The organism is Cohnella hongkongensis (assembly GCF_042654645.1).
Taxonomy (GTDB): Bacteria; Bacillota; Bacilli; order Paenibacillales; family Paenibacillaceae; genus Cohnella; species Cohnella hongkongensis.
In genome coordinates, this window is the sequence record NZ_JBHSEP010000003.1 from 398,120 (window position 1) to 413,378 (window position 15,259).

Below are 15,259 nucleotides of genomic sequence, written 5' to 3' on the forward strand. Positions count from 1 at the left end.
TATTCGAAGCTAATAGAGCCGTATGATCGGCCCGGTTCTCTGCGCAGATAGCGGATATTAAAAGCTCGCCTGGCCGGCCGTTTTGTTTTTGACGAGCCGATACGTGTCTCGGGCGATCAGCAGCTCTTCGTTGGTCGGCACGACGAGGACGGCGACGGCGGAGTCGTCAGTCGTAATCGTGCGCGGCTCCGACGATCTGACCGAATTCCGCTCTTCGTCCAGCTTGACCCCGAAGAACGTCAGCCGCTCGCATACCGTTTTGCGCAGCACGTCCGAATTTTCCCCGACGCCCGCCGTGAACACGATGGCGTCCGCTCCGTCCATTGCGGCGATATAAGCGCCGATATACTTGCGAATCCGATACGCGTACATATCGAAGGCAAGCTTCGCGCTCTCGTTGCCCTCGTTCATCGCCTCGACGATCTCCCGCATATCGCTGCTCAGCCCCGAGATCGCGATCAAGCCGCTGTGCTTGTTCAGCATCGAGCTGACCTCGTTCAGCGTCAAATCTTCCTTGTTGATCGTATGCGGAACGACCGCCGGATCCAGATCCCCGCTCCGCGTTCCCATCATCAAGCCTTCAAGCGGGGTCATGCCCATGCTCGTGTCGTAGGATTTGCCGTGAAGAATCGCCGTGCAGCTCGCTCCGTTGCCGATATGACAGGTGATCAGCTTCAGCTGGCTGAGCGGCTTGCCCAGAAACTCCGCCGTCCGCTGGCTCACATAATCGTGCGACGTTCCGTGAAAGCCGTAGCGGCGAATTTTGTGCTTCCGGTACAGCACGGTCGGAATCGCGTACAGGTAAGAGCTCGGCGGCATCGTCTGATGGAAGGCGGTATCGAACACAACCGCCTGCGGCACCTCCGGCAAATTGTCCTCCACCGCCGTGATGCCCATCATATGCGCCGGATTATGCAGCGGGGCCAGATCGAACAACCTGCGGATTTCGAGCTTGACGTTGGCATCGACCAGCACCGATTCGCTGAACGACTCGCCTCCGTGGACGACCCGATGGCCGACGGCCTGAATATCGGCGATGTTGCGCAGCACGCCGAACTTCCGATGCGTCAGCATATCGAGCACTTTCTTGATCGCCGTCGTATGATCGAGAATCTCGCTCACTTCCCGCACTTCCGGCTGATGATCGACCTCGTGGGTCAGAATCGAGGAATCCATGCCGATCCGCTCCACTCTGCCTTTGGCGATGGCGGTCTCCGTGCTCATATTGTACAGTTGGTATTTCAGCGAAGAGCTTCCCGCATTAATAACGAGTATGTTCATGGAAGCCGGTCACCGTCCTTGTCGTACTTGAAAAATCCGATTCCTGTTTTGAGGCCGAGCTGACCGGCCCTTACCTTTTTCTTAAGCAGGAACGACGGGCGATATTTCAGCTCGCCGTATTCCCGGAACATGCGCTCGAGCGCCGCCAGCACCGAGTCGAGCCCGAAGCGATCCGCCATCTCCAGCGGTCCGTGCTCAAAGCTGTAGCCCATGCTCATCGCCGCGTCGATATCCTCCGGAGAGGCGACCCCCTCCTCCAGCACGTGAAGCGCTTCGTTAATTAGCAGACAGATCAGCCTTGTCGTTACATAGCCGGGCGATTCGTAGACCATGACCCCTTTTTTGGACAGGACGTCGTCGATAAACTCTTTCGTCTTGCCGAAGGTCTCGTCGGACGTCTGCAAACCGCGTATAATTTCCACGACGTCGATCTGGAAGGCCGGGTAGACGAAGTGCATGCCGATGACCCTTCCGGGGAATTTGCTGGCTCCTGCCAGCTCGGTCAAGCTCAACGTCGAGGTATTGCTCGCGACGATGGCGTCGGAAGGCAGAATTTCGTCCAACTGCCGGATTACTTCTTTTTTGCTGTCAAGCTCTTCGCTGATCGTCTCGATGACGAGATCGCATTTCGCCAGATCATGCAAGGAAGCCTCCATATGTATTCGGCTTAACGTCAGCTTCTTCTCCGCCGATGTAATCGCCCATCTTTCCAATTGGCGATCCAGACTGTTCTCCAGCATTTCCTTCGCCTGCTGCAGCTTGTCCGGCGTCTTCTCTACCAGATGTACGTCCAATCCTTTAACGGCGAGCATCTCGGCAATGCTCTGTCCCATCGTCCCTGCGCCTACAACGCCAACGACTCTAAACATGCTTCTGTTTCCCTCCACCCGGTTGCCGCGATTATTTGCGCGATTCTCGCGCTATATATAAGAATAAGACGAGCGCACCCGTTTCGCATTGAAATACTTCACACTTGCGAAACTATTTTTCGGGTACTCTCATCTTATCATAATCGCCGCTACCGTGACGAATCGGAGAACCAGTTTCTGAACCATTTTTTCCAATTTTCAACATACTTTTCTTGAATCGCCCACTGCACCATAACGACCGACTCGTTGGCGTCGATATCCAGCGTGACCGTTTGTCTTTCCGATTCGGGCTGCCGGTACGGCACGAGCCGGATCTGATCGTCGGAGACGATGACGGCGACGTCCCCGTCCTGGGACGTGAAGGCGTCGACCGCCTCCGGCTCGAGCCGCTTGACTTCTTCCCAAGCCAGCGACAGCGGCTTGTCCTTGACGATGTCCGTGCTCTCGAGGGGCACCTCCACCGTCGGCCATTCCTTGATGCGCTCCGGATCGAACGCTCCGGAGGATCGCGCCGCCGACTTCGCCACCCAGGCGTTATTCTCCCGGACGACAGCCCACCGCTCCACCCTCGCCGTCGGATGGTCGAAGCCCAAAGCCTCGTTTAACGCGACATTCTCCACCGCGAGCGCATCTGCGTTGGCGGCCCGGTTGGCCGGGGCCAACGTCGGCAGCAGATTTACGACCACTTCGCTTTGGTCGAGCGCGCGGGCGCCGGAGTCCAGCTTCTTCGTCAGAAGAATCGACACGTAATGGTCTCCCGCGTAGAGAAGCTTCTCCGTCATCCGGGCCGGAGAGACTTCCTTTATTTTTTCCGGAACCGTTTTGACCCCGTTTTTGTGGGCGATCAGCTGTTGGGCTCCTGTGCCCGCCGAATCGTCGACGGCTTCGATGTGCCAGAAATTTTGCCCGTAGGGCATCCAGATCCCGGAGCCGCTTCCGATCACCTGCAGCCGCTCGTTCTCGGCAGCGACCACGATCGTCCGATAGCTGCTGCGGTCGCTCGTCTCGTCCTTGCGAAGCCCGATCACGACGGCGGAATGCGGGTTAGGATTTCCTTCGGCCCCGTCGTTCAAACCAGCCGTAGAGGGAGCCTGTTCCGTAGGAACGGCCAATTCCTCCGGCTCCGGCTTGCCGTCGAGGCTGTTCCATCCCCAGACGGCGACGACGGCCGCCAGCACCAGGAGGAAGGAAGCGGCGGCGATTCGCCTCAGGAAGAACGGTCGTCTCTCCCCGCGCTGCGGTTCGTTCAGATTGGCATGGATTTTCCGTCTCAGATTCTCGTCGAACCCTTCTCGAGAAAACGGACCGCTTCTCAGCTGCCTGAACAGCTCCTTGTCATCCATCGCGGTTCGCCTCCTTCATCTTGGATAGTTTCTGACGGGCGTGGAACATTCTCGACTTGACCGTTCCCTCCGTCACGTCCAATATTTGCGCGATCTCCTTTAAGGACATCTGATGATGAGCGTATAAAATGATGACCTCTCTATATTTCCTAGGCAGCTGCAAAACCATCGCCCACATGTCGTTCACGGCCGATTTCTCCATCACGTCCTGCTCGACGGAGTGCCGCTCCCCGTAGTCTTCCACGAAATCCGACAGCGTCACCTTGCGGAAAAAAGCGGATCTCTGAAAGTCGATCGCGGTATTGCGGGTAATGGTCAGCAACCAGGTTTTCACCGAGGCGTCCCGACGAAAGGCATGCATATTGCGAAAAACCTTAATAAACACCTCTTGCGTAATATCGTCGGCGAGATCCCATTTCCGGGTGATGCTGTAGGCGTAATTCCAGACTTCCTTGCCGTAGGCCGTCATCAATTCGTTCAGCAGTCCCTTGTTGTCGTCGCTTTCAACCATATATTTAAGGAAATCGAATTTCCGCTCAGACTCCAATCTTGCCACCTCTAATCCGTTAGACGATTCATAAGCGCACTCGGTTCAATGCTATCATATTTTAAATGCGATTTCCTTCCTTACGGCCGCGATTCGACTTAAATTTACCCAAAATTATGTAAAACCGCGAACGCGGTCATGACCGAAGGGAGAACTGTCCGGTCCGTATCGCCGGACAGCCCGCCCCCCGATCGTCAGGCGGCCTCCTGGGCCAGCATATCGCGAAGCTGCTTGCCGGACAGCGTCTCCTCACTGACCAGATGGTTCAGCAGCAGCTGAAACGAAGCCTTCCGACGCTCAAGCAGCTCTCTCGTTTTGTCCGTCAATGCGCCCAGAATAGCGGCGTTCTCCGCCGACCATTGCTCTTGCGTCAGCGCCTGGGGATGAACGATGCCAAGGTTGGACATGCCGGATTCGATGATCGTTCTGACGATGGAGGTCGCCTGATCGAAGTCGCCCTTGGAGCCCGTGCTGCGGCCTCCGTAGAAGATTTCCTCCGCGACGGCTCCGCCGAGCGCGATCATGATCTGCTCCTCCAGCACCGTCTTCGTGTACAGGTAGCTGTCCTGACGGGGATGATGACGCACGTACCCGAGCGCTTGCCCGCGCGGCGTAAGCGACACCTGCGCGACGCTGTTCGGGCGGACTGTCTCGGCGACGATCGCATGCCCCAGCTCGTGGATCGCCACGCGTTCGCGCTCCTCTCTCGTCGTCTCGCGGTCCATCCGCTCGCCCATCATCACCTTGTCGATCGCCTGCGTCAGATGCGCCGCCGTAATTTTCTCCGCCTCGTCGCGCATCGCATAGATCGCCGCTTCGTTCATGACGCTCTCGAGCTGCGCGCCGGAAAACCCGAACGTCTCCTCCGCCACCTTGGAGAGAGAAGCTTCGTCGTCCAGCGGCTTGTTGCGGGCGTGCAGCTTCAAAATGTGCTCCCTGCCGTTCTTGTCCGGCATATCGACCTGAATGTGGCGGTCGAATCGGCCCGGACGAAGCAGCGCCGGGTCCAGCAATTCCTTCCGGTTGGTCGCCGCGATGAGCAGAACGCGAATCGACTCGTCGCCCTGCACGCCGTCCATCTCCGTCAGCAGCTGGTTCAACGTCTGGTCGTACTCCCGATGCTGGCCGCCGTCCCGTTTGCCCCCGATCCCGTCGATTTCGTCGATAAAAATAATGGCGCTATTGCGCTTCAGCTTAACCGCCTGCTGCCGAGCTTCCTTGAACAGATCGCGGATTCGCCCGGCGCCGACGCCGACGTACATCTCCACGAATTCGCTGCCCGATGCGGCGATAAAGGCGGAATGCGTATACTGCGCCGCCGCCTTCGCCAGCAGCGTCTTGCCGGTGCCCGGAGGTCCGGTCAGCAGAATGCCCTTAAGCGGACGTATGCCCAGCTTCTGAATTTTATCCTTGTAGACGAGAAAATCCAGCGCTTCCTTCAGCTCCCGCTTCGGCTGATCCTGGCCGCCGATATCGTCGAAGGTGAGAAACTCGGGCTTGCGAATCGCCGTCTTCTTGCCTCCGGCCGCCCCCATCGCCATTCCTCCGCGCGAGCGGGACAGCATAAAGACCGCCCCGAACAGAATCAGCCCCATGACCAGAATGGCCGGAGGCAGACCTACGTACAGAAGAAACACAAGCGCGACGAGAATGGAGCCGATGGCCATCTCCCTGCCGTAATTTCCGATTTTACGCATTCGGCCACACCCCCAGCATGGCGGGCTGACGAGGCAGCACGACGAATTTCGCCGCGTCCCCGTCTCTTAGAGAGACGTAGACGTTATTCTCGTCGATGTCGGTCGTCGCCGTAACGCCCGGAAATGGCTCCGAGAGCTTCTCCATCGCTTCCCGGACGCCCGAATATTTGCGGTTCTCCATCGCTTCGGCGACGTCGAACAAGGAATAGCTCCACGCCTTGTCGAGCAGCTCGCTGCCGCGTGCCGTCACCTTAAGCTCCAGCTGTCGGCTGCCGATCTCTCCGGCCCCGTCCTGCTTGATCGTCCGGTACACCTCGCCCAGGTTGGCGCCGGCATCGAGCTCTACGCTGATCTTGACAAGCGAGCCCGTCATATGGACGTCCGCGGCTTCTACGCCCGGTACCGAGACCGCGACTTTGTCGAGCGGCTTCTCGATGCCGTAATGGCGGTAGGCGAACCATCCGCCGAACAGAATGGCGGCCGTGAGCGCCGCCGTTATCGTAATGGGCAGAATTCTGATTTTTTTCATTCGCCGATCCCCCTTGTCTAGTGTCTCTATGCTGTCTGATGCGATCGGGACTGGTCAAATAAGGTCAAACGAACGGCTTGGCCCTATCGAGTACACTAAAAGTATATCAGGAAATGATAGACGAATCGTTAGACGATGTCTGGCAATTCGAGCAAAATATCCTTTAATTTTATTTCGCATATTGAGAACAAATAGGACCATTCAACTGCGCGGCGCTTCACACAGGGGCATATATACGGAAAAGGAACCGTCAAGGATAATTCCTTGACGGTTCCGGCTATCCATCGACAAGAAAGATACGAGGACATTTACTGGGAAGACAATACATAAGTGCGAATAAGCGAGCCGTTCTCGAAAGAATAGAACTCGAGCGACTGGCGCTCTTCGTCGCCGGCGTCCCGGTAACGGATTTCCCATGCGGCCTGGCCGTTAAACCAGGCGGGCATCATCCGGATCGGCTCGGCGCTGTGAGCTTCGGCGAACTTGGCCCGCATCTGCTGCTCGGTCATGTTCTCGCTCGCCTTTTTCCGGACGATCTCCTCCTGCAGCAGGAACAGCGTCCACGCTTCGCCCCCGGCGTCCTCGCCCCTCACGATCCATACCGTATCTTGCCACGTATGCCGGTACACTTCGTCCACGCGGACCAATTCGCCCTGCTCTTTGGCGGCACGGATCGCCTGCTGCTCCCCCCGGCGGTAATCGGAATCGGCCGAACGGACGTACAGCACGAACGATACGGCGACGAACAAAAGAAAGCCGGCGATAAGGATCAGCCATCTGCCGGGAGAAAGAGAAGGCAGCGCTCGCTTGCCTTCGCTTCGGCTCATGTTCATGCCCGCAGCCTCCGATAGCAAGCCTCGGCTTCGGCCATGATCTTCTCCTCGTCCAGTGTGGTCAATCGGCCGTCCTTCAGCAGCTGCTTGCCGTCCACCCATACGTGAACGACGTCGGAGCCTCTGGCGGAGTATACGAGGTGAGACTCGTAATCGGTGCGCGGTACGAAATGGGATTGGGCGATGTTGACGGCGATGATGTCCGCCTTCAGGCCGATCTTCAACTGTCCGGCGACGCCTTCCAGCCCAAGCGAACGGGCCCCGTACAGCGTGGCCATGCGAAGCGCCTCCGCCGCCGGCACGACGGTCGGATCTCCGCTAACGCCCTTATGCAGCAGCGCTGCAGTCGTCATCTCCTGGAACAGGTCGAGATTGTTGTTGCTCGCCGCCCCGTCTGTTCCGAGCGATACGGTCACGCCCGCTTTCAGCAGCTCGGGCACCCGGGCTACGCCGCTCGCCAGCTTGAGATTGCTGATCGGATTGTGGGATACGGCGACCTTCCGTTCGGCCAGCAAGGCGATTTCCTCGTCGTTCAGGTGAACCGCGTGGGCGACGAGCGTCGGTCTTCCGAACACGCCGAGACGATCCAGATGCTCGACCGGACGGCAGCCGTAGTCGCGCACGTTCTGCTCCACCTCGGTCAGCGTCTCGGACATATGGGTATGCATCGGCAAATCCAGCTCGTGCGCCGCCTCCACGAACTTCAAGATATAGTCCGGCGGGCACGTATAAGGCGCATGAGGAGAGATCATGACACGAATCCGGCCGTCCGCCCGCCCGTGCCATTCCCGCGCGAATCCGATCGCGTCCTCCAGCTTGGCCTTCTGCACGTCTTCCGGACATAAGCCGATGACGCCTCTCGTCAGGCTGGCTCTTAAGCCGGAATTCTCCACCACTTCCGCGACGCGATGCATATGGTCGTACATGTCCACGAACGTCGTCGTCCCGCTCTTGATCATCTCGGCGGCGGCCAGCGCCGATCCCCAGTAGACGTCGTCTCCGGTAAATTTAGCCTCGGTCGGCCACATATGATTTTGCAGCCAATCCTGCAGCACGAGATCGTCGGCCATTCCTCGCAGCAGCGACATCGCCGCATGGCCGTGCGTGTTTACGAGACCGGGCATAAACAGCAGTCCGCTGCCGTCCACAATCTCTGTCGCTTGATCGGCTTCCTCCGGCGGCGCTTCCCCTTCGCCCATCCGGGCGATGATTCCGTCCTCCGCAACCAGCCAGCCCTGGAATACGGGCAGCTGCTCGTCCACTGTCACGAATAGGCCCTGTCTGATCAACAGCCGGGTCATGATTTCACTTCCCTTTCTCTCTCATCCTCATGAGCGTCCATATAATAAGCCAGGCTCAGCAGCTCGGCGGTAAAATCGGCGTTATGAATGCGAACGCCGGGGGCCGCCTTCAGAACGACGGGAGCAAAGTTCAGCAGCCCCTTAATGCCGGCGGCCACGAACTGGTCGGCGACGTTCTGCGCCTCACCGGCGGGCACCGTAATGATGCCTACGGCAATGTCGAGCTTCCGAACGGTGTCGGCAAGCTCCTGCATCGGCTGAACCTTAAGATGATTAATGGAGGAGCCCGCTTTGCTCTGATCGGCATCGAACACCGCCACAATCTTCATATTGTCTTTAATGTACATGTTGTAGTTGCACAAGGCGCGGCCCAGATTGCCGGTTCCGACCAGAGCGACGTTCATCGTTTTGTCCAGCTTTAAGATTTGGCGGATTTTCTCGATCAGGTAATCGACGTTATAGCCGACGCCTTTGCGGCCGAACTCGCCGAAGTAGGCCAAATCCTTGCGGATCTGGGCGGGATTGAGATCCAGCTTCTCCCCCAAGTCCTGCGACGATACGGTCTGAATGTGACTGAGGCTGAGTTCGTTCAGATAACGCAAATAAATCGGCAGCCGCCTGACGACGGCTTCGGATATTTTCATCGGCTTCATCGCATGTCCCCTCTCTTTTGCCCTGCGGCTAACGGTTTTTCCCCGTCCTCTTCCGATTGCAGCCATTGCGTAATTCTTGCCGACATGCCGGCTAGCGGCAAATGCTCCATTTTCGGACCCGGCAGCGAGTACAGAAAATATTTGCCGTAGCTCGTATCGATGACTCTCGTATCGTACAAAATGACGATTCCCTTGTCGCTGGCCGTTCGGACCAACCGCCCGAAGCCCTGCTTGAACTTAATGACCGCTTGCGGCAGCGACAGCTTCATGAACGGATTCTGATTCTCGGCCTGCAGCTTCTCGGACTTGGCCTCGGCCACCGGATGGTTGGGCGGCTGGAAAGGCAATCTCACGATCGCCAGACAGGTAAGAGCGTCGCCGGGCAGATCGATGCCCTCCCAGAAGCTGCTCGTGCCGAGGAGCACCGAGGCCGGCCGCTTCATGAACTGCTGCGTCAGCCGGCTTCTGCTGCCGTCGTCCACGCCCTGTCCGAGCACCTGAATGCCGGCCGGCTCGAGGAGATCCTTAAGCGGGCCGTAGACGTTCCTGAGCATCCGGTAGGAGGTGAACAGCACCAGCATTCTGCCGCCCACCGTTCTGGCCGTTTCGTGAAGCGAATCGATCAGCGCCCGGACGAAGCCCGCTTCCCCGTCCCTGCCTTTAATTGCCGGGAAATCCCGCGGAATAAGGACAAGCGCCTGTTCCCGATAACGAAAGGGAGACGGAAGCATCGCCGTTCTCAACCTCCCGTTCTTCTCCGCATCGGACAATCCGAGCTGTTCGGTCACATATTTGAAAGACTTGTCGATCGTCAGCGTCGCGGACGTCATAACGACGCTCGACTTCTTGTCGAAGACGCCTTCCTTCAGCAGCTCGCTCACGTCCGCAGGAGCTCCGTACACGCTGACGGAGCGATTGCGGTACTGGGAGTTCCCTTCGGCCCAATAAACGAATTCGGGCCGCCCCAGCGTCACGAAAGACTGCGCGTCGGCGCGAATGTTGGCCAAGTCCTTCAGCACGCCGCCCAGGTCGGTCAGCAAGCCCTGCATGCCGAGCTCGTCCGACTCCTCGCGGATTTCGGCCGCCAGCTTCTCCAGCGGACGTATCAAGTCGGACAGAAGCTGAATGACATTGTTGCCGTCTACGCTCAGCGCTTCCCATTGCGGAGGAAGATCCGCCGGCTTGATTCGCAGCGTGAAGGCGCCGGTCTCGTCGGCAGGGGCCCCCGTGGCAAGCATCGCGAACAGCGCCTCCATCCAGCGATCCCAGGCTTCGCGAATATCTTGAACCTTGGGCGCAAGCAGCTCCAGCTTCTCCGTCCAAGCTCCCGCACGCTCCGTTCCCATCGCAGCCACGTCTCCGATCAACTGCGGCAGCAGGCCGGTTCGAGCGTCCTTCCACATCCGCTGCAGCGGAATGAGCAGGGAGGAATAGGACGTTTTCTGACCGAGATGACTGCTCGCTACTTCCTCCAGATGATGCGCCTCGTCTACGATCAGCCGGTCGTAGGCGGGAAGCAGACGATGATCGGCTCTCATATCGGTGAACAGCAGCGCATGGTTCGTGATAATTAAATCCGCCTTGCCCGCTTCCTGGCGGGCCCTGTGGTAGAAGCAGCGCCTGAACCACGGACATGCCCGATTCAGGCAAGAGGCCGCGTCGCTGGCGACGGCCGCCCACTCCTCGCGGTTGCGCCCTCCGACGTTCAGCTCCTCCGATTCTCCCCGGGTCGTCTCTCCGAGCCATACGGTCATGCCGCCGCGAACGACCGCATCCTCCTTGCCCAAGGCATGCTCCGGAATTTGCTGCCGGCTCTCGAACTTCCGGAGACATAAATAATTGCTTCTGCCCTTGAACACCGACGCCTTGAAGGGCATCGGAAGCACCTGCTGGAGAAGCGGCAGGTCTCTTTCCCGAAGCTGCTCCTGAAGCTGGATCGTATGAGTGCTGACGACGATTTTTTTATCCTCTTTCCGTCCATAATAGAGAGCGGGAAGCAAATAGCCGAGCGACTTGCCAGTTCCCGTCCCCGCTTCTACCAGCAGATGGGAGTCTTCACGGAGCGCTTCGTGCACTTCGCGGAACATAATGTCCTGCCCCTCCCGCGGCTCGAAGCCCGGAAATCTTGTCTTTAACCGGTCGCTTACGATCGCGAGATAGCTCTCGAAATCCATGTCCGTCCATTCGTCGGAAGCTGGAGGCGCCTCCTCCTCTTCGCGAAGCGAAGCCTGCTCGTCGCTCCAATCTCCGACATTCATGGCGAACTGGCGAAAATGGTGGATCCCTTCTTCCGGAATCGGCGGCTGGGCCTCTCGCCGGGCCAGCGCGTCCGCGATCAGCCAGCCGATATCGTGCCGATCGGGATCGAACAGCGCGTTCAGGCGCTGAAGCGTAAACATCGGCAGCTTTCTCAGCTTGTCGACGCACAGCCTGAACAGCTCGGCAGTCGCCCGCGCATCGCTGTCGGCCTGATGCGGCCGGTCGTGATCAATGCCCAGCGACTGCGTCAGAGATGTCAAAGAAAAGGAAGATTGCGTCGGAAAGACGAGCCGGGCCAGATCGACCGTATCGATTACCCGACCCGCAAACGGCAAATAGCCGCTCCGATCGAGGGCGGCCTGCAGGAAATGGACGTCGAAGCCCGCGTTATGGGCAACGAGCACGACGTCCTGAAGCAGCGGAACGATATCGTTCAGCATCTCCTCCAGCGCCGGAGCGTCCGCAACGTCCGCATCGGTAATGCCGGTGAGGCGGGTAATTTCCTGCGGGATCGGTTTGGAGGGACGCACGAAGCTCGCATACGTGGAACAAACGGTTCCCGTCTCGTCAATGAACGCGAGTCCCGTTTGGATAATTTCATCTTTGTCGGACGACATGCCCGTCGTTTCAAAATCGAGCACGGCAAATTTCATTCCAGACTTCCTTTCCGTCACGCCTGCACGAGCGATTGCAGCTCCGCGCTGCCGAATTGCAGCTGAATTTGAGTATTCCCTTGAGTCACCGACTGAAGGTTGGCTTGCGGATCGTGAAAGCTGGGATCGGCATCCATAGCTTTGCGAAAATAAGTTTCCGCCCGGTCCAGATGGGCGTAGACCGCCTGAATGCATCCGAGCGCGTTATAAGCGATCGCCCGCAGCCGATTGTCTTCCGCAACGGCGGCAATCAGCTGAAAATGCCTCTGGGCTTCGCTCCAGCTTTTCAGATGCATCAAGGACATCGCCAGAAACAGCCGGGCGAACAAAAAGTCCGGGTCGTCGGCGATCGTCTGCTTCAGCTGATCGGACGCCTGCTTGAACATCTGCAGCTTAAAATAACCTTGGCCCCGGACGTAAGAAGCGAGCATTCTTTGCGGCTCGGGAACGACAAGCTCGGCTTGCTGCTGAAGATCGCGAAAGGCTCCCATCTTATCCTCGAATTGAAGCCATAACTCAATCATATCATCACTTAGCGTTTTGAGCATGTCCCATTGTTGCCGACAGACGATTTTTTCGTCTGCGGTCGCTTGCGGATAACGCAGGATGAGGTCGTCGAGCACGTCGTTCAACGTCGCAAACCATTGCTGGATCATGTTACTCCCCCTTGATCGCAAAGTGATACCGTACTGCTCATTCTGCGTTCCGCGGGGGTGTTTCATACGCCTTACAAAACGGTCGAATGCGGTTCTTCCGCCAACAATTTGACAACGCGATTGCCTTCGCCCATAATCGCCACCCGGGGGTGATGGTTGCGGGCCTCCTCGTCGGAGAACAGACCGTAATTGATGATGATCACCTGGTCGCCCGGCTGCACGAGCCTGGCTGCCGCTCCGTTCAGACAGATGACGCCGGAGCCCCTCGGGCCCGGAATGACGTAAGTCTCGAATCGGGCTCCGTTGTTGTTGTTGACGATCTGAACTTTCTCGTCGGGCAATAGATCGACGAGCTCCATCAAATCCTGATCGATCGTGACGCTGCCTACGTAATTTAAATTAGCCTCCGTCACCGTCGCGCGATGGATTTTCGCCTTCATCATTTGTCGAAACATGGTTCAACACCTGCTTCCTTGGGATTTAACAGCCGATTGTCGATCAGGCGCGTGCTTCCGAACCGGACGGCAAGGGCGATCAGGAGGAGGCCGTCGATGCTTCGCAGTGGCGTATTCTCGTCCGGCGGCAACAGATCGGGATAAGACAGCGCTTCGGCATATTCGATATCGGCCAGCGGATAACGTCCGATCTCCCGCTTTAGCAGCGCGGACAGCTCCCGAGCGGTTGCGCCTTCGGCGATCCACTCCGGCGCCTTGGCGAGCGAATGCGACAGCGACAGCGCCTGCTTGCGCTCCTCCGCGCTTAAGTAGACGTTCCTGGAGCTGAGCGCTAATCCGTCCGGCTCGCGCACGGTCGGACAGGGCACCACTTCTGTCGGTATATTCAAGTCCTGCGCCATTCTTGTTACGACGGCGACTTGCTGGGCGTCCTTCAATCCGAAATAAGCCCGGTCCGGCTGAACGATGTTCAGCAGCTTGGCGACGACCGTCGCCACTCCGTCGAAATGGCCGGGGCGGCTCGCTCCGCAAAGCCCTTCCGTGACCTCGGCGACCGTCACCGTCGTCACGCGCTTCTGCGGGTACATCTCCTGCACGGTCGGCAGGAAGACGAGATCGACGCCGCAAGAAGCGGCCAGAGCGATATCCTTTTCCTCGTCTCGCGGATATTTGTCCAAATCTTCGTTCGGGCCGAATTGAATCGGGTTCACGAAAATGCTCAGCACGGTCAAACCGTTCTCCCGCGCCGAACGGCGCAGCAGGCTGGCATGCCCTTCGTGGAGATAGCCCATCGTCGGCACAAAGCCGACGCCGTTCACGCGCTCGTCGGCGCCGGAACGTCTGAAGGCTGCGATCTTCTGCCGAAGCTCGGCGATCGTTCGAACGGTGGTCGGTTTCATGATCGGTGACCTCCATACAAGCTGCCCGTTCCGCTATTTGCGGGGGCGGCGGGCTGCTTCAGCGTAAATGCGTGCTTCTCCTCGGGAAAAGCTTTCGTTCTTACTTCTTCTACGTATGAAGCGATGGCGTCCCGGATCGTATCGCCGACGTTCGCGTAGCTTTTGACCATTTTTTTGTCGCGAATTCCCGAGCCGAACCGGATCAGATCGTGAAAAACGAGCACTTGCCCGTCGCAGCCGCGCCCCGCCCCAATACCGATCGTCGGAATGCCGACCGAGCGCGTGACCGCTGCGGCCAGTTCTTCGGGGACGAGCTCGAGCACGATGCCGAAAGCGCCCGCCTGCTCCAGCGCCTTGGCGTCTCGCAGCAGCCTCTCCGCTTCTTCGTCGTTTTTGCCCTGCACCTTGTAGCCCCCGATCTGACGAACCGACTGAGGCGTCAGCCCCAGATGGCCCAACACGGGAATGCCGGCCGACGTCAGCAGGCGAATTTCCCCGGCCAGATCGGCGCCGCCTTCGAGCTTGACCGCATGAGCGCCGCCCTCCTGCATTATTCTCGCGGCGTTGCGAAGCGTCGCCTCGGCGCCCAGCCGGTAGGTCGCGAACGGCATATCCGTCACGATCATCGTTCCCGGCGCCCCTCGCACGACCGGCCGCGTATGATGAATCATATCTTCAAGCGTGACCTGAACCGTCGTCTCGTAGCCCAGCACGACGTTGCCCAGCGAATCTCCGACGAGAATCAGATCGACCCCCGCTTCTTCCGCCAGCATCGCCGACGGGTAATCGTAAGCCGTCACCATCGCAATCGTTTTCCTCTGGTTCTTCATCTCTTTAAGCCGCGGTACGGTCAACGCCTGTTTCATGGGAGGTTCCTCCTAAGGAAGTCAGGATCTAACAGCAAAAAAACCCATTTTGCCCATGAGCAAAAAAGGGTTCCCATTCAACATAGAACGTCCTTCACGTCCTTCTGTCTCGGTCCTCTCGGCTCAGAGCAGAATCCGCCGCGAATCTTGACGGTATGAGTTACTGTTGCTGCTTTCAATCCTTTTCATACTTCCGATATTCGCAAGTGCGGTTCGCCCTCAAGGCGATACCACCTCGCACAGCGATTATAACAGAATTCCCGCAGGCCGTCTATGAGCGATATGCCACAACAGGCTCCACGCATCAAATTTCCAATGTCGCGTTGGTTCGTGCGAAATCGAGCCTGACATGATCCCTGTGAGCAATATTCGATAGCAACCTGCTTATTTCGCAAAACAATGACAAGCTGTCTCCAAG

The 15,259-nt window shown here is 58.2% G+C and carries 14 protein-coding genes; all 14 read right to left on the bottom strand.

The window, feature by feature from the left end:
* Positions 1 to 57: 57 nt before the first annotated feature.
* The gene (locus ACFO3S_RS07305) at positions 58 to 1,281 is read right to left on the bottom strand and encodes an acetate kinase (RefSeq protein ID WP_378093870.1); all 1,224 of its coding nucleotides are present in this window, start codon (positions 1,279 to 1,281) and stop codon (positions 58 to 60) included.
* Positions 1,278 to 2,150, bottom strand: a complete 873-nt coding sequence (locus ACFO3S_RS07310) for a 3-hydroxyacyl-CoA dehydrogenase family protein (RefSeq protein ID WP_378093872.1) — start codon at positions 2,148 to 2,150, stop codon at positions 1,278 to 1,280. Before ACFO3S_RS07310 ends, ACFO3S_RS07305 begins: the two co-directional genes overlap by 4 nt.
* Before the next feature lie 149 nt (positions 2,151 to 2,299).
* Positions 2,300 to 3,493, bottom strand: a complete 1,194-nt coding sequence (locus ACFO3S_RS07315; RefSeq protein ID WP_378093874.1) for a hypothetical protein — start codon at positions 3,491 to 3,493, stop codon at positions 2,300 to 2,302.
* The gene (locus ACFO3S_RS07320; protein WP_378093876.1) at positions 3,486 to 4,040 is read right to left on the bottom strand and encodes an RNA polymerase sigma factor; all 555 of its coding nucleotides are present in this window, start codon (positions 4,038 to 4,040) and stop codon (positions 3,486 to 3,488) included. The genes ACFO3S_RS07315 and ACFO3S_RS07320 overlap by 8 nt, the downstream gene beginning before the upstream one ends.
* A 194-nt stretch (positions 4,041 to 4,234) precedes the next feature.
* The gene (locus ACFO3S_RS07325; RefSeq protein WP_378093923.1) at positions 4,235 to 5,728 is read right to left on the bottom strand and encodes an AAA family ATPase; all 1,494 of its coding nucleotides are present in this window, start codon (positions 5,726 to 5,728) and stop codon (positions 4,235 to 4,237) included.
* 1 nt (position 5,729) lies between these two features.
* A complete protein-coding gene (locus tag ACFO3S_RS07330) occupies positions 5,730 to 6,266 on the bottom strand; it encodes a hypothetical protein (RefSeq protein WP_378093878.1) in 537 nt (178 codons plus the stop codon).
* 308 nt (positions 6,267 to 6,574) lie between these two features.
* Complete coding sequence (locus ACFO3S_RS07335; protein WP_378093880.1) at positions 6,575 to 7,099, bottom strand: cell wall elongation regulator TseB-like domain-containing protein; 525 nt, start codon at positions 7,097 to 7,099, stop codon at positions 6,575 to 6,577.
* Positions 7,096 to 8,400 carry an amidohydrolase gene (locus tag ACFO3S_RS07340; protein ID WP_378093882.1) on the bottom strand — a complete coding sequence of 435 codons (1,305 nt, stop codon included), beginning with the start codon at positions 8,398 to 8,400 and terminating at the stop codon, positions 7,096 to 7,098. The genes ACFO3S_RS07335 and ACFO3S_RS07340 overlap by 4 nt, the downstream gene beginning before the upstream one ends.
* Positions 8,397 to 9,053, bottom strand: a complete 657-nt coding sequence (locus ACFO3S_RS07345; RefSeq protein ID WP_378093884.1) for a redox-sensing transcriptional repressor Rex — start codon at positions 9,051 to 9,053, stop codon at positions 8,397 to 8,399. The genes ACFO3S_RS07340 and ACFO3S_RS07345 overlap by 4 nt, the downstream gene beginning before the upstream one ends.
* The gene (gene dinG, locus ACFO3S_RS07350) at positions 9,050 to 11,965 is read right to left on the bottom strand and encodes an ATP-dependent DNA helicase DinG (RefSeq protein ID WP_378093886.1); all 2,916 of its coding nucleotides are present in this window, start codon (positions 11,963 to 11,965) and stop codon (positions 9,050 to 9,052) included. Before dinG ends, ACFO3S_RS07345 begins: the two co-directional genes overlap by 4 nt.
* A 17-nt stretch (positions 11,966 to 11,982) precedes the next feature.
* The gene (locus tag ACFO3S_RS07355) at positions 11,983 to 12,621 is read right to left on the bottom strand and encodes a hypothetical protein (RefSeq protein ID WP_378093888.1); all 639 of its coding nucleotides are present in this window, start codon (positions 12,619 to 12,621) and stop codon (positions 11,983 to 11,985) included.
* Positions 12,622 to 12,692: 71 nt separating this feature from the next.
* Positions 12,693 to 13,076: an aspartate 1-decarboxylase gene (gene panD / locus ACFO3S_RS07360; protein WP_378093890.1), complete on the bottom strand. Its 384-nt coding sequence runs from the start codon at positions 13,074 to 13,076 to the stop codon at positions 12,693 to 12,695.
* A complete protein-coding gene (gene panC, locus ACFO3S_RS07365) occupies positions 13,061 to 13,975 on the bottom strand; it encodes a pantoate--beta-alanine ligase (RefSeq protein ID WP_378093892.1) in 915 nt (304 codons plus the stop codon). The genes panD and panC overlap by 16 nt, the downstream gene beginning before the upstream one ends.
* Entirely contained in the window at positions 13,972 to 14,841 is an 870-nt protein-coding gene (gene panB, locus ACFO3S_RS07370) for a 3-methyl-2-oxobutanoate hydroxymethyltransferase (protein ID WP_378093893.1), read from the bottom strand. The genes panC and panB overlap by 4 nt, the downstream gene beginning before the upstream one ends.
* Positions 14,842 to 15,259: the final 418 nt, after the last annotated feature.

Excerpts from the sequence above, each read along its gene's own strand:
- ACFO3S_RS07330 (WP_378093878.1), bottom strand. The coding sequence starts at position 6,266 with ATGAAAAAAATCAGAATTCTGCCCATTACGATAACGGCGGCGCTCACG.
- panD (WP_378093890.1), bottom strand. The coding sequence starts at position 13,076 with ATGTTTCGACAAATGATGAAGGCGAAAATCCATCGCGCGACGGTGACG.
- panB (WP_378093893.1), bottom strand. The coding sequence starts at position 14,841 with ATGAAACAGGCGTTGACCGTACCGCGGCTTAAAGAGATGAAGAACCAG.
- panC (WP_378093892.1), bottom strand. The coding sequence starts at position 13,975 with ATGAAACCGACCACCGTTCGAACGATCGCCGAGCTTCGGCAGAAGATC.
- ACFO3S_RS07355 (WP_378093888.1), bottom strand. The coding sequence starts at position 12,621 with ATGATCCAGCAATGGTTTGCGACGTTGAACGACGTGCTCGACGACCTC.
- ACFO3S_RS07345 (WP_378093884.1), bottom strand. The coding sequence starts at position 9,053 with ATGAAGCCGATGAAAATATCCGAAGCCGTCGTCAGGCGGCTGCCGATT.
- ACFO3S_RS07315 (WP_378093874.1), bottom strand. The coding sequence starts at position 3,493 with ATGGATGACAAGGAGCTGTTCAGGCAGCTGAGAAGCGGTCCGTTTTCT.
- dinG (WP_378093886.1), bottom strand. The coding sequence starts at position 11,965 with ATGAAATTTGCCGTGCTCGATTTTGAAACGACGGGCATGTCGTCCGAC.
- ACFO3S_RS07335 (WP_378093880.1), bottom strand. The coding sequence starts at position 7,099 with ATGAACATGAGCCGAAGCGAAGGCAAGCGAGCGCTGCCTTCTCTTTCT.
- ACFO3S_RS07310 (WP_378093872.1), bottom strand. The coding sequence starts at position 2,150 with ATGTTTAGAGTCGTTGGCGTTGTAGGCGCAGGGACGATGGGACAGAGC.
- ACFO3S_RS07305 (WP_378093870.1), bottom strand. The coding sequence starts at position 1,281 with ATGAACATACTCGTTATTAATGCGGGAAGCTCTTCGCTGAAATACCAA.
- ACFO3S_RS07340 (WP_378093882.1), bottom strand. The coding sequence starts at position 8,400 with ATGACCCGGCTGTTGATCAGACAGGGCCTATTCGTGACAGTGGACGAG.